The following is a 12,913-nucleotide window of genomic DNA, read 5'->3' on the forward strand; positions in this document are numbered from 1 at the left end:
GTCAGGCAGTGATCAAACCTCTAGGTCATTGCCTTGTAACAACGCTTATCAAAGCGACCGAACAGAGACATTATTATGAACAAAACACTACTTGCTTTTTCACTCTCACTTCTCACTCTAAGCGCTGCTCAGGCTTCGGAATGGGGCTATGGCAATGACAAACACGGGCCAGAGCACTGGGGAGAAATCGCCAAAGACTGTGCTACCACAAAAAACCAAAGCCCAATCAACATCGACAACCCTGCCGATGCAAAACTGGAAGCACTGAACCTTTCGTACACTGGTCAGGTCATTGGTTTAACCAACAATGGTCATACGCTGCAAGCGCAAGTGAACGGACGTAACAGCTTCACCATCGATGGCGAGACGTTCGAACTGCAACAGTTCCATTTCCACACACCTTCAGAAAACCAAATCAAAGGCCGCCAATATCCACTTGAAGCGCACTTTGTACACGCCAACGCAGACGGCGAGTTGGCGGTAATTTCGGTGATGTTTGATGCTGGCGATCAAAACGCAGCGCTGTCTAAACTGATCAACGCAATCCCACAAGAGAATCAAACCACGTTCTTTAAAGATACGTTTGAGATTAACGACTTACTGCCAAAAACTGCAAACTACTATCGATTTAACGGATCTTTAACCACACCACCATGTTCAGAAGGTGTGCGCTGGTTTGTGCTTAAAGACACTCAAACCTTATCCAAAGATCAAGCCGCGAAACTGATGGAAGTCATGGGACAAAACAATCGTCCGCTGCAACCGCTAAATGCGCGCGTTGTACTTTCTAACTAATCTCCACATTCGATAAGGGGCATCGTATTTGCCCCTTGATTTAATTCGCTCTAACCTCACTTCGTTACAGGACCCCCCAATGAAAACTCCATCTGTTCTGTCACTCTTACTCGCACTCGCCCCGACATTCGCCTTCTCTCATAACCTTTCTGTCGGTCAAACCACCCCTTCCGTCAGCATTGATACCTATGGCGAAATGACGCTGCGAGGAGACGATGTGGCTTATCAACCTTGGGCAACTCAGCAGATGTTAGGCAAAGTCCGTGTGATACAAGCCATTGCAGGTCGTAGTAAAGCTAAAGAGATGAACGCGCCGCTGATGTCAGCAATCACTGCCGCTCACTTTCCTGAAGATCAGTATCAGACCACAACCGTGATCAACCAAGAAGACGCCATTTGGGGGACCGGTACATTTGTAAAATCGTCGGCAGAGGACAGCAAAAAGACATTCTCTTGGTCTTCCATGGTGTTAGACAAAAATGGCGTATTAGCAACAACTTGGGATCTACAGCAAGAAAGTTCTGCGATTATCGTACAAAATAAACAAGGCGAAATTTTATTCGTGAAAGAAGGGGCTTTAACTCAAGACGAAGTCACACACGTCATCGAACTGATTAAACAGAATATCTAAACCTAAGGTAAGGAAAAGCTATGAAACTGTTCAACACCATCGCACTCTGTCTTTTAGCGGCTGTAGCCTCTTTCCAATCGGTTGCTGGAGACAACGATTGGGACAAGATTGCAGATAAAACCGTCAGTTTTAAATCGGAAACCGACACAGTCAATCCACTGTCACCATTTGCTAACGCTCGTTTCAGCCACATCAAAATCAAATGTACGCAAGGTACGGTCGATCTGAGAAGCGTTAAAGTGATCATGAAAGATGGTCAGGAAAAGACGTTCGACAGTTTAGGTGTTCTGACTAAAGGCATGTCATCAAGAAGCTTAAGCCTACCAACGAAAGATAACGCGAAATTAGACAAGATCGAGTTGAACTATGAATCGGTTGGCAGCACAGCGCTGCAAGTCGCGGGGGTGACCAAGAAAGCAAAAGTAGAAATTTTAGGTAAGAAAATCGACGAGTAAGCGATGGCTCAACGAGCTCTCCCAAACTAAAAACAGCGGCACTAGGCCGCTGTTTTCATTAAAAATTATCATTAAATGAATTTCTTCAGCTTCGCCAAACCATAAGCCGCGATGGTGACACAATCTTTGATCGTGCCGTCGATCATCATTTGTTCGAACTCCTCAACAGAAAAAGCGCGAGTGATCAAATCCTCTTCTTCACTGTCGAGTTGATTGCCCACGTCCGTTAAATCAGTGGCGAAGTAGACGTGACATGTCTGATTCAAAAAGCCGTATGCGATAAACTGCGCGCCGACATACGCCATGGCACTCGCCTGCATGCCCGTTTCTTCACGCAGCTCGCCTTTGGCAAGCTCAAGATGATCCGCATCTGGATTTGATTCCCACGCCCCTTGTGGGATCTCCCAACAACGTTGACCTACGGTGTAACGGTACTGCTGAACCAAGTGAATCATCCCGTTATCGATAGCCAGAATCGCAGCACAATCAGGTTTGTCGACCACACCATAGATGCCCTCTGCGCCACTCGGACGTAAAATTTTGTCCTCACGCACCGTCATCCACTTATTCTGGTAAACGACTTTGCTGTCTAGCTGTTTGATGTCTGGCATGGTTATTCCTTGATTTTTCTGAGGGTTACTGCGGAATAATACCCGATTCGGTTACGCCACCAAAATGTTCTTTAGTTCACTCAAAGACTCAACGGTGTAATTTGGTGCGATACGCTCATCGACACTTGCGCCTGTGGTATTTAACCAGCAAGTTTCAATACCAAAGTTATTGCCACCAAGAATATCGGAATGCAGGTTGTCACCCACCATCAGTACACGCGTTTTGCATGGGTTGCCCATTTGCTGCATCGCGTATTCAAAAATGCCTAAGTCCGGTTTTGCGACGCCCACTTGTTCAGAGATCACCACTTTATCGAAGTACTCAGTCATCCCTGTGCGCTCAAGGCGAATCGCTTGCAACTCTGTAAAACCGTTGGTGATGATGCCCATTTTGGCTTTGCCTTGCAGTGCTTCCATCAACTCTTTTGCACCTGGCAACAAGCTGCAAATATCGGCCATCGCTTCTAAAAATGCGCTATTGAGATCTGCTGTTGTGGTATTCAACTTCTCAGCCCACTCGGTAAAGCGGTTATGTTTTAGCTCATCTGCCGTTACTTTGCCGTCTTGGTAATCCACCCAAAGCGGTTTGTTTACGGTTTGGTAATGAGCAAAATCTTGTTCAGTAAAATCTACGCCTTTGCGAGAAAACATAAGCTGCAAACCTTTGAAAGCATCAAAGTGGAATAAGGTTTCGTCAGCGTCAAACAGGATCCAATCGTACTTCATTCTCTTCTTCCCAAAGTCAAGGTCGTAATACTGGTGCATAGTCTAGATTGTTTTCTTCTTGAAGATAATCTCTATAATTGGAAATTAATTGTATCCTTGTGCTCAACAATAAATGCTTCACGATAATAGGAGATTGATGTGAACGCGATTGCCTCCCTGCCCGTTTTTGTTGCTGTTGTCGAATGCGGCAGCTTTTCCCTTGCGGCCAAACAGCTGAATCTGACGAAATCTGCGATCAGCAAACGCATCAACCAACTAGAAGACGATTTGGGCATTCGTCTCCTTAACCGAACCACGCGTAAGCTGAGCCTGACCGAAGCGGGAGAACGCTATTTTGAGTACGCCTCTCAAGCGCTCAACCTAGCCCAGCAAGGCGTGGACGCGGTATCGGAGCTGCAAGGCTCTCCACAAGGTCGGCTCAAAATTACCGTGCCGATGTCTTTCGGTGTGCTGCATATCGCGCCTTTGATCAGCGAGTTTCTCGCTCGTTACCCGAAAATTGAAGTGGATTTAAACCTCGAAGACAAAATGGTCGATTTGGTTAAAGACGGTTTTGATTTGGGGATCCGTATTGGTGAACTCACCTCTTCCAATCTAATCGCAAAACGTCTCGCCCCTTGTAAAAGTGTGCTTTGTGCCTCACCAGATTACTTAGAGGAGTTTGGAACACCACAAAAACCAAGTGATTTAGTCGGTCACAACTGCCTGCGCTACTCCTATTTCCGTGGCGGCGTCGAATGGATGTTCATCAACAACGGCAGCGAATACAAGGTGCTTCCAAAAGGAAACTTTATCGTCAATAACAGCGAAGCCATTCGCCAGTTGCTGTTAAGAGGTTCGGGCATTGCGCAACTGCCAACGTTTATTGCAGGAAGAGACTTTGCCGCAGGAAATCTAAAACCGGTGATGGAAGAGTATTCTCTACCAGAACACGCCATTTATGCGGTGTTCCCTGAGCGCAAGCACATGCCGTTGAAAGTAAGAGCCTTTATCGATTTTATCAGCGAAAAACTCGGCACAGATTTACCTTACTGGGATCGTTACAACCGCCCAGAAAAATAACCGTATTGATGATAAGTGAGTGAGATTTCACTACTGACATATTCTGACATTCCATCCGCGTAACCTTATTTGGAACTCAACAGGCGATCCGCCAAAACCAATAGGGAATCACAATATGGAAACCATTATCGAAACTGTGCAATTTCGTCTAACCGCAGGCACAACAGAGCAAGACGTGATCACCGCAGCCAAACAGTCACAAACGTTTGTGGAGAATCTGCCGGGCTTTTTGTATCGCTCACTCAGTCACGAAGCGACGGACGATGTGTGGACAGACATCATTTACTGGCGTTCAATGGACGATGCAAAACAGGCGGGAAAACAGATTAAGCAAGCCGCTGAATTTCAGCCTCTGTTATCGATGATTGACTGCGAAAGTTTCGAGCTTAAACATCACAACTTAAAAATGTGCAGTGAGCTAGAGAAGTAATCAGCCACACTACCACTAACAACCAGTAGGTCTAGATAAGGAACATCATGAGCAAATCAGAACGACTGTTTGAGCTACTGACGCTTTTGCGCGCAAAGCGTTACGCCGTGACAGCGAAAGAGCTCGCAGAAAGAATGGAAGTCAGCGAACGTACGATTTATCGCGATATTCAGTCGTTGCTCAGTTCTGGTGTTCCTATTCAAGGTGAAGCAGGTGTCGGCTACTTGTTGCAAGCTGGCTCTCATCTGCCGCCTTTGATGTTCTCAGAAAAAGAGATGATGGCGCTTGAACTGGGTATGCGGATGGTTCGAGCTTGGTCGGATGCCGAACTTGCCGAAGCGTCTCACTCTGCGTCCACCAAAATACTTTCGGTATTGCCAGATAAGCTCAAACAACAAGTGGAAAATTGTCCGCTGATTGTGCCCGACTATCACACCCAATCCGAGACTGCCAAACGAGGGCAGCTTCTGCGCCACGCGATTGATCATCAGTTTAAGGTCAGTTTGGATTATCAAGATGAAAACGGACAAGTGACCGAGAGAAAAATCCAACCGTTAGGCCAGTTCTTTTGGGGCAAAGTCTGGACGCTGGTCGCCTGGTGCGAATTGCGCGATGACTACCGTCAGTTCCGCCTCGACCGTATCCAAGCACTGCGTATGCACGATGAAGAGTTTCAGAGTGCGGAAACCAAATCTCTCAAACATTATATTGCGCAGTATGAATCGAAAGATTGAGTGTTCTTCATCCTTCCATCACAAGGATTCTAAATTGCTCTGCTCAATGCGCGATATTTGGAAAGGCACATTTGGTTAAACTAATGTTTCATTTTTAACAGATGCGCAACCAACCTAAGATCGTTAACTTAAGTAGCACGTCAACCACACCGGAGCGTGAAGCTATGAAAGTACTGATTCAATACACCCAAGCAGGGAAATATCGAGATCAAGCGTGGGAATCTTTAACTCTTCGATCTAAAGGTGATATGCAGGCCGTTACCCCTTCTTATGCTGCCCAACTTATCGAACAAAGCAAAGCGACACTTGTGATGACAGAAGACGGACAGATCATCTTTCACTCCTAAATTCCATCAATCCTATGACTAAAAAGGCCTGCATTGCTGCAGGCCTTTGTATGAGTGAATTAAGAGTTATTTACTGGAAACTCACTGCAGTTGGTAGGCGATCAAGCATCTTGTAGTAATCACCAGCCACAGCGCCGATATCACCACGCAAATACGCTTGAATCATATTGAGATCTTTCAGCCAAAGTTCTTTGTCAGCATCTGAAGACGCCATGTACCCTGCGTACACATTGTCGACCGCGAACATCATGTCTTCGGCGTGATCGTTGTAAATCAAAAGCATCGCATCAGTGTAAGCTTCGAACGCTTTCAGCTCATCGTGCGCTTTACCACCTTTGTAGCTCAATGTGCCCGAAGTTGCATCGATGACCAAATCACCCGAAGTCACATTCGCTGTCGTAAAGTTGATGAAAGACTGGCTAAACGACAGCACACCTGCCGCGATATCCGCATCAATGGTTCGCTTCATTGCGTTGACCATTGGCGCATCCAGCAGCAATACAGGATCGTGGAACGCTGGGACAATCGCTGTTCGGAATGGCCCCCAAGCACTATCGATGCTCTCTGCAACCTTGTTTAGTGTTGCAGGCTCATAGCTATCTAGGTACGTTTTTAGATCGTAACCTTTGGACGTCACCAGTTGATTTGCGTAGTCGTAAGCCAGCTTGTTTGCTTTTGTTGCCACAAACTTCTCGCCGTCGATAACAAACTCAACCTTGTCACCCGCGATGATACCGTAACGGTCTTGCTGCTTCGTAAACGTATCAAACTGAGATTGACCACGAGTCTTCACTGTATAATCGTAAGACTTCATTTGGTTCACACCCATTCTCAAGATGACATCGCCAACACGTCCGCGACCTTCTGCACCAATATCAAGGAATCTTGCAATACCACGAGGCATTGGTGGTAGGGACTCCATTTGCTCAGTGATGTGTAGGTTCACGGTAACCCCTTTTAGATTGGTGTATTCCTTACCGTCTTTACCCACCAATTTAACTGGCGTATTTAACGCGTCATTTGCCACGATGTTGCCCATGATGTCTTCGTATTCAGCTTGCACCCCAGGGATATCAAGCAGCGATGCAAAACTCACCTCGTCGGTAAAACGGTTCGAGAATCGACGTGCTAAGAAGTGGCTCGCCAACGCTTTATCTGGCCAGTTACCCAACACAGACACCGCATTTGACCAAGGGTAATCCGGGTCAAAGCTACCAATCGAGTTTAGGAAGCGTCCATTCGCAGTTTCCGCAACAGCTATATAGCCCTCATCTGAATCTTCGATAAAGCGTGCTGCCAAATCATCAAAACAGCTGGCTGTTGAAAGATCGTAATCAGCCGGAATTTGGTGTGAGTTGTTGTCTAACAGTTGACCAAAAGAAATCACTTTTTGGTTGCCTGCCGCATTTTCTATCACACATTGATGCTCTGGTGTGCGCAAGATATCAAGGAAGAACGCCGCGGATTTTTTCGCCCCATTCGCGTAATCACAGAACCATGAGTTATCGGCTTTACCTTCGCTACAGTATTGAGGATTTGAAGCAAGGCGCAATAAAAAGTCACCCGGCTTATCCGTTGACGAAGTGTAACCCAGATTGGTGTACAGGTTATCGATGCGCTCAAGATCTTCCATCTTGTCACGGATAGCGCTCATTTCCATGTAACGGCGCACTAAGTAACCAGGATAATCGGACGAGAATAATCCCGTCGTCCCATATAACTCCAAATTGCGTCGATCATAGCTATCGAGATAGTTCTGCCACTCGTAAGAAACAATTTCTTCTAGGTTTGTACCTTCGTCAAAACGGTTACAGTCGCTGTTTAGAGAAACGTTCCCATCGGTACAGAAATCGTAAGACTTACGCTCAATTTCATTCACTTTATCTAGGTAGTAAAGTGCGCCATAACGAGTTTTCGCATTCAGTTCTGGATCATCAGACAACGCAGCGGTATCGAATCGGCTGAAGTCACAGTTGTAGAGTGATTTGCCTTTCTCGTTCCCCGTTAGTGCCTTCACTTCAGAACACACCATCAGCGATGTGTTGTCTGGATTGTTGCCAAACTTGTATGCAAAGCTTTGTTGGTAGGCTTGCTGATCAGCGAGGTAACGAGCGTATGCCGCTTTGTCTTCATCGCTTGCACTGTCTGCCGGCTTCGCAACAGGCGCGGGAGCTGAACCTGAAGAATCTTGAATAGTCTCGACTTTACGACCGTAGCCAAACTTAAACGCCGCAATGTCGTACAGACCCCAAGTTGGCGTTTCATCCAACATGCTTGGTGCGTAGTCCATCGTCGAACTGTAAGCAGGAATGTTGTTCAAACCAAGTTGATGCGCTTGCTCTAGCGTGTAGTAGTTCGCTTTGTCATTTGAGCCTTTAAAGTTATGGCGCAGACCCATGTTATGACCAAGCTCGTGAACAAGCGTATTGCTGTAAGTCGCAACCGTAATCGCATCAGCGGCTTTCACTTGCAACTCTTTTGGCAGGTATTTCCAACGCTTAAGCTGACGCGATACTTCGTTACCTGCGTCATCGAGTTTGATCTCAAAGTAACGCTCGTCGTCCAACTTCAAGTTGTCCAACATGGCCTTGTTAGTTGAAGAAACCCACGACGCTTCAATTGGATAGACGTTGTTCTCTGCCCAGAAAGACAAACGGTTCTCTTCAGCTTCAACCACCTTTTCAAACTCCATGTCATCATTGAAGTTTTTCATTAGCTGAGTTGGGCTCTTCGTCGCCGCTTTTCCAGAAACGATGTCTTCTTTTGATACGAAAGGCGCATAAATGTTTTCATCCGATTTCAGGCTCGCCATTGCTGCCATTGTCGAGAGGGCTTCAACTCTATCCTCGACCTCAGTTTTCATCGTTTCACTATTAGTCGGCAGTGGATCCAATCCATCTAAGTCCAGCTGATTACGATTGTAGAATCGCGCCAAGTTATCCCAATAGAAAGGTACACCCGTTCTTGCAACGCCTGCGTATTGGTTCACGTGGCCTTTGATGATTTCCCCCGTCATCGGGTTAGAAACCGACGGGCCGTAGCCAAGCAGACCGTTCGCTAGAGGCTCGTCAATCAGGTTAATCACGTTGTAACGCAGGTCGCCTGGGTGAATACCAGCCGCTTTGGTTTTGTTCACAATCTCGATTTCGGGCTTGCCAGCATCCGCCCCAAATACACTCAGCGCTTGGTTCATCTTGTCGATCGATTGCAGCGTTGCATCCAAGAACAACTTGTTCTTCTCTTCAAAGAAATTGTCGCTCAAGTAATATTTAATAGAGCCTTGATCTGGGTTGAAACGATTGAGGTAAACCACATCACGGTCGTATTTATTCGTGACTGGGTTAAGCTTTTTCGTCGACGTGGTGAAGAAACCAATGTCGTTCTCATCACCCACTGGGTACAAGATCGGTTGGTAACCTTCAGTTGCCACTTCACTTTCGTGCACTAACGAGTAGTAGAAACGAGATTTAAACGCGCCATCTACAAGCGCCTCATCCAAGCTCGCTTTCGTTGCAAAGTTGATGTAGTCGGAAATATTATCTAAATCGATACGGAACGTGCGCTCTAGTTCGAAATTGAGAAGACCGTTTTTAGGGTCAAAGTCCCACGAGATCAATCGTGGTGCGCCAATTTCATCAATGCCCTCGGTAATACCATACAGATCTTCCATATTGAATTCTGCAATTTCAAGATCTTCAGGGCGAGGTGTGAAGTGGGTTTTCTTCTTGTAGCTTAGGCTTGCGTCTTCGTTAGTTTCTTCTTTGTTGGTGCAATCACCATGCGCGTCTTCTTGACAGCGATACGCCGCAAAGTCACCCGGAATCGTCAGCACTTGCGCGAAGTTAACGCCGTCGTCGTCTGCGACAAATTTCTCTTCACCGCAGTAATTATTGGCATCTTTGCTTAGATGCGCGTCTGGGTAGTTTTTATCGTAACTGCGAACTTCCAGACCTTCTTTGGTAAAACAAAGCTCAACGTAACGAGGTGAACCTTGCAAGAATGGGAATTGGTTCAGAGCAAAGCGTGGCGCGGCACCAGTCGTCGGAACGTAAAACCAACGACCGTCTTTAAGATCTTTTACTGCGACTTCTTTTGCATCTCTTTCGACATAGTCATACGCCTGATCATCTGCGCCACAGCCTGCAAGTGCGGCCGTTATTGCTGACACCAGAGTCAATTTTTTAAACATTATTTGGATATCCTTAATTGTTGTTATTTTCCTAGAAGGAGTAAGTCACTGTCGCGATGTAAGACGCTTTCTCTTGGTCCAACAAATCGATGTTGCCCAAGGTGCCTCGCTCTGCATCTTGATAGAAACCCGTTGATGACGCCGCGAGTTGCAATGACCAGCTTTCATCAAACTCGTATGTGCCGTACAACGCCCCCTCATACTGCCAACTGCTTCTGCGCGTACCTTGATAACTGATGCTGTTACCACCTAACGCCGTGATCCCCACTGCGAACGATTCCCACGACTTTTCCGCAACAGCAAACAATGAGTAAGTCCACTCAGTCAGCGAGCGTCCCCCCATGGTTTTGTATTCGTGGAAATTTTTTCTCAGTCTTGGCGAAACCGAAAAATCGACGCTCCAAGCTGAAAAAGAGATCGGCACATCTAAACGAACCGCGGTGTGCAGTTCATCTTTACGAGATGTTTCTGAAGTTGGAATGGTGAGCTGACCCGCAACGCCGATTTTCCCTGTATCTCCAAAGCGATATAGGTTCGTGTATTGCAAGCCCAACACCGAATCTGTCGCGTAGGTGCCGACTTCATCTTCTAGGGCACGATAGCCACCCGTAGAAAAATAGGCTTTTGTGTCGCTCGAAAAGGAATAAACGAGATCGCCTCCCCACGAGAAATTGCGGACAGAACGGTAGTCGTCTTTATCGTAAATGTTTGTATCGTAAGATAGGTAAACGGCCCCACTAAACTTACAAACAATACAGGACGCATCTCCTTCATTTTGTGTAGATTCAGGCGTGCTAGTGCTATCAATTACACTCGTTTCCACCGCGAATGATGGCGCTGAAAACAGCGTACCCAACAACATTGCAAGCGGCGTCATCATCCACTTTGTTGTGTGCTGCATGTTTTGAAACTTCCATGAGAATTAAGTTTATTAGAATAAACTTAAAGACAAACAGATTATTGGGATGAAATTCCATAAAAATTCAGATAATCAACCCCAATAAACCTATCAACCATAAAATTACTCTTATGGTTAAATCCTTATTTAATTTTTTAATACTATTTATCTGAGTATTGTCGCGTTCTACTTTGCTTAAAAACGTACTTTAAAATGACTTTTTATAAATAAAACCACTCACCACAACATTAAAGAAGCAGCAAAGCAATGCCATTAAAATAAAAGCTAAAAGACAATTATTATCAACAACTTAAAATCAACAAAAACAGTTAAAATGAATGATTGAAAATGTATAAGTTAAAATACAAAAAATATAAGAACATCATTCCGTTTAATTTTAGTCGTTATTGTATTGAGAAAGTTTAATTTTCAATTTCTAAAATTGGTGGGATACACATAAGAGAAATCATCAAAACCATCCGTTGTTAATAATGAATTTCGCATTTAAAACAAAAGATAGAAACAAGATCAAATTCATGTTTTCTAATATATCTATTCAACCCTTGACAAGTTTGAATAGAAAATCAAACTTTCAGTCAATCTAAAATCAACAAAACATTCACCAAGTGAATACTCAAAAGATAAGTCAAAACTAAATAGCACATACGGTCAGCATATTTGTGAATTACTATTCATTAAATGTTTTTTTATAAATTAAACATTAATGTGACCAATTTCACACAACCGCACTGTATATAACATAAAGCAAACGAAATTTAAGTGTTTACGGACCCAAAACGTGTCGATAGAACAGAGGTTAAACATCGAGCTGAAACACGTATTTCCCACCAAAATTTATTATATATAGCAGTGATTTACCTGTATCCAAGCGGTTAAAATGCGTACTGATGTGACTCATTTTTGAGAAAGGAACATAAGAAGAGCAAAAGCACTAAAAGAGGATAATGCGATTTGAATAATCAGTGCTTCAAACCGCACTTATGAACTTATGCAGAGAAAGAAAGACTATCAGTTACTGTTGAATGGTTTTATGACCACAGTTTTCGCAGATCAAGTGACGTTCAAATTCATCCATAGAAGCAAGGAAGGCGCCGAATACTACGCTTTTGAGAAAGCCAGCAATGAACTCTTTCTTGTTGCGATTTTTATCGCCTTCAAAGCCACTTTTCTTTCTGACTAACACCACTACATGATGCGTTTCTACCCCACATGTAGGGCACATGAGGACTTCTGTCTTGTTCGACATCTTAGACTCCTTGGCGAATTATCCCTTTCTGATGGCATGATTCTCTTATGCCTGTAAAGCGAGTCATCATACCATCACTATCGATTCTTACTCTTCTTCGTTGAGACGACGAATCAACTTAGCAGGTGTGCCTCCGTATAGACAATCTGGCGGCACATCATGGTTGACGACCGAGTTCGCCGCAATCACCGAGCGAGCACCAATCGTTACACCTTGGTTAATGACGGAGTTACCACCAATCCACACATCATCTTCAATCGTGATAGGTTTACAAAACGTCTCCCAACGTCGGCGACTTCGGTAATCAACAGAATGAGAAGCCGTATACAATTGCACGCTTGGACCGATTAGCACGTGGTTCCCGATGGTAATTTTAGCGCCATCAAGCATGACCACATTCATGTTGATAAAGGTTTCTTCGCCGATTTCGATGGTTTTACCGAACTCGCAATGGAAAGGGGCTTGAACAATGCAAAGACCCGCTTTGCCAAACAGCTGTTTTTGCAATTCGTCGCGCTGACTTTCGTCGGTATTGTTATTGAGTGCTCTAAGTGCTTGAAGAGCATGACTTCTAATGGCGTCAATTTCTTTGTCCATGCCATCAAAGATTTGACCAGACATCATTTTTTCGAGTTCTGTCACTGGGAGACTCCTAAAACCTGCAATTACTACTTTCAGATTAATCACACGGTACGTGAATTGCGGAATAAAAAAAGAGAAAAGCCTGCACTTTTCTCTTTCCTGTTTTTATATTTTGTGGAGTCTGTC

Annotated in this window: 13 protein-coding genes; 7 read left to right on the top strand and 6 right to left on the bottom strand. The window is 44.9% G+C overall.

All coding sequences use genetic code 11. From position 1 onward, the window contains the following. Nucleotides 1–75 precede the first annotated feature (75 nt). The 3 genes from ACHFJ9_RS04095 (at nucleotide 76) to ACHFJ9_RS04105 (ending at nucleotide 1,881) form a co-directional block, all read left to right on the top strand. Complete coding sequence (locus ACHFJ9_RS04095) at nucleotides 76–795, top strand: carbonic anhydrase (RefSeq protein ID WP_020841751.1); 720 nt, start codon at nucleotides 76–78, stop codon at nucleotides 793–795. 79 nt (nucleotides 796–874) lie between these two features. Continuing rightward, nucleotides 875–1,426 carry a YtfJ family protein gene (locus ACHFJ9_RS04100; protein ID WP_317422365.1) on the top strand — a complete coding sequence of 184 codons (552 nt, stop codon included), beginning with the start codon at nucleotides 875–877 and terminating at the stop codon, nucleotides 1,424–1,426. A 20-nt stretch (nucleotides 1,427–1,446) separates the two neighbouring features. Then, the gene (locus tag ACHFJ9_RS04105) at nucleotides 1,447–1,881 is read left to right on the top strand and encodes a hypothetical protein (RefSeq protein WP_395353898.1); all 435 of its coding nucleotides are present in this window, start codon (nucleotides 1,447–1,449) and stop codon (nucleotides 1,879–1,881) included. A gap of 71 nt (nucleotides 1,882–1,952) precedes the next feature. Here the strand turns inward: ACHFJ9_RS04105 and ACHFJ9_RS04110 are convergent, their stop codons facing one another. Together ACHFJ9_RS04110 and yjjG are read right to left on the bottom strand one after the other, a co-directional pair. Then, nucleotides 1,953–2,492, bottom strand: coding sequence for an NUDIX hydrolase (locus ACHFJ9_RS04110; protein WP_029838453.1), 540 nt, complete (start codon nucleotides 2,490–2,492; stop codon nucleotides 1,953–1,955). Between the two features lie 51 nt (nucleotides 2,493–2,543). Then, nucleotides 2,544–3,218 carry a pyrimidine 5'-nucleotidase gene (yjjG, locus tag ACHFJ9_RS04115; RefSeq protein WP_029800868.1) on the bottom strand — a complete coding sequence of 225 codons (675 nt, stop codon included), beginning with the start codon at nucleotides 3,216–3,218 and terminating at the stop codon, nucleotides 2,544–2,546. A 138-nt stretch (nucleotides 3,219–3,356) separates the two neighbouring features. Between yjjG and ACHFJ9_RS04120 the strand changes: the two genes are divergently transcribed. From ACHFJ9_RS04120 to ACHFJ9_RS04135, 4 genes are all read left to right on the top strand, one after another. Beyond that, nucleotides 3,357–4,280 (top strand): LysR family transcriptional regulator, encoded by a 924-nt coding sequence (locus ACHFJ9_RS04120; RefSeq protein ID WP_029800867.1) that lies wholly within the window; start codon nucleotides 3,357–3,359, stop codon nucleotides 4,278–4,280. A gap of 115 nt (nucleotides 4,281–4,395) precedes the next feature. Next, the gene (locus ACHFJ9_RS04125; protein WP_258664517.1) at nucleotides 4,396–4,710 is read left to right on the top strand and encodes a hypothetical protein; all 315 of its coding nucleotides are present in this window, start codon (nucleotides 4,396–4,398) and stop codon (nucleotides 4,708–4,710) included. A gap of 47 nt (nucleotides 4,711–4,757) precedes the next feature. Further along, the gene (locus tag ACHFJ9_RS04130; RefSeq protein WP_395353902.1) at nucleotides 4,758–5,444 is read left to right on the top strand and encodes a helix-turn-helix transcriptional regulator; all 687 of its coding nucleotides are present in this window, start codon (nucleotides 4,758–4,760) and stop codon (nucleotides 5,442–5,444) included. Between the two features lie 164 nt (nucleotides 5,445–5,608). Beyond that, the gene (locus ACHFJ9_RS04135; RefSeq protein ID WP_005393690.1) at nucleotides 5,609–5,791 is read left to right on the top strand and encodes a hypothetical protein; all 183 of its coding nucleotides are present in this window, start codon (nucleotides 5,609–5,611) and stop codon (nucleotides 5,789–5,791) included. Between the two features lie 70 nt (nucleotides 5,792–5,861). Here the strand turns inward: ACHFJ9_RS04135 and ACHFJ9_RS04140 are convergent, their stop codons facing one another. The 4 genes from ACHFJ9_RS04140 to ACHFJ9_RS04155 all read right to left on the bottom strand — a co-directional run bounded on the left by ACHFJ9_RS04140 (nucleotide 5,862) and on the right by ACHFJ9_RS04155 (nucleotide 12,787). After that, a complete protein-coding gene (locus ACHFJ9_RS04140) occupies nucleotides 5,862–9,980 on the bottom strand; it encodes a M66 family metalloprotease (protein ID WP_395353905.1) in 4,119 nt (1,372 codons plus the stop codon). A gap of 31 nt (nucleotides 9,981–10,011) precedes the next feature. Next, nucleotides 10,012–10,881 (bottom strand): hypothetical protein, encoded by an 870-nt coding sequence (locus ACHFJ9_RS04145; protein WP_193447470.1) that lies wholly within the window; start codon nucleotides 10,879–10,881, stop codon nucleotides 10,012–10,014. 1,030 nt (nucleotides 10,882–11,911) lie between these two features. Further along, nucleotides 11,912–12,145 (bottom strand): hypothetical protein, encoded by a 234-nt coding sequence (locus ACHFJ9_RS04150; protein ID WP_005393681.1) that lies wholly within the window; start codon nucleotides 12,143–12,145, stop codon nucleotides 11,912–11,914. Between the two features lie 87 nt (nucleotides 12,146–12,232). Continuing rightward, nucleotides 12,233–12,787, bottom strand: a complete 555-nt coding sequence (locus tag ACHFJ9_RS04155; RefSeq protein ID WP_005393677.1) for a sugar O-acetyltransferase — start codon at nucleotides 12,785–12,787, stop codon at nucleotides 12,233–12,235. Between the last annotated feature and the right edge of the window lie 126 nt (nucleotides 12,788–12,913).

The organism is Vibrio sp. D3 (assembly GCF_043995865.1).
GTDB lineage: Bacteria > Pseudomonadota > Gammaproteobacteria > Enterobacterales > Vibrionaceae > Vibrio > Vibrio diabolicus.

What these genes read in the sequence shown, in the direction of transcription:
- ACHFJ9_RS04105 (WP_395353898.1), top strand. Translation starts at nt 1,447, where the DNA reads ATGAAACTGTTCAACACCATCGCACTCTGTCTTTTAGCGGCTGTAGCC.
- ACHFJ9_RS04135 (WP_005393690.1), top strand. Translation starts at nt 5,609, where the DNA reads ATGAAAGTACTGATTCAATACACCCAAGCAGGGAAATATCGAGATCAA.
- ACHFJ9_RS04150 (WP_005393681.1), bottom strand. Translation starts at nt 12,145, where the DNA reads ATGTCGAACAAGACAGAAGTCCTCATGTGCCCTACATGTGGGGTAGAA.
- yjjG (WP_029800868.1), bottom strand. Translation starts at nt 3,218, where the DNA reads ATGAAGTACGATTGGATCCTGTTTGACGCTGACGAAACCTTATTCCAC.
- ACHFJ9_RS04140 (WP_395353905.1), bottom strand. Translation starts at nt 9,980, where the DNA reads ATGTTTAAAAAATTGACTCTGGTGTCAGCAATAACGGCCGCACTTGCA.
- ACHFJ9_RS04110 (WP_029838453.1), bottom strand. Translation starts at nt 2,492, where the DNA reads ATGCCAGACATCAAACAGCTAGACAGCAAAGTCGTTTACCAGAATAAG.
- ACHFJ9_RS04125 (WP_258664517.1), top strand. Translation starts at nt 4,396, where the DNA reads ATGGAAACCATTATCGAAACTGTGCAATTTCGTCTAACCGCAGGCACA.
- ACHFJ9_RS04100 (WP_317422365.1), top strand. Translation starts at nt 875, where the DNA reads ATGAAAACTCCATCTGTTCTGTCACTCTTACTCGCACTCGCCCCGACA.
- ACHFJ9_RS04130 (WP_395353902.1), top strand. Translation starts at nt 4,758, where the DNA reads ATGAGCAAATCAGAACGACTGTTTGAGCTACTGACGCTTTTGCGCGCA.
- ACHFJ9_RS04145 (WP_193447470.1), bottom strand. Translation starts at nt 10,881, where the DNA reads ATGCAGCACACAACAAAGTGGATGATGACGCCGCTTGCAATGTTGTTG.
- ACHFJ9_RS04095 (WP_020841751.1), top strand. Translation starts at nt 76, where the DNA reads ATGAACAAAACACTACTTGCTTTTTCACTCTCACTTCTCACTCTAAGC.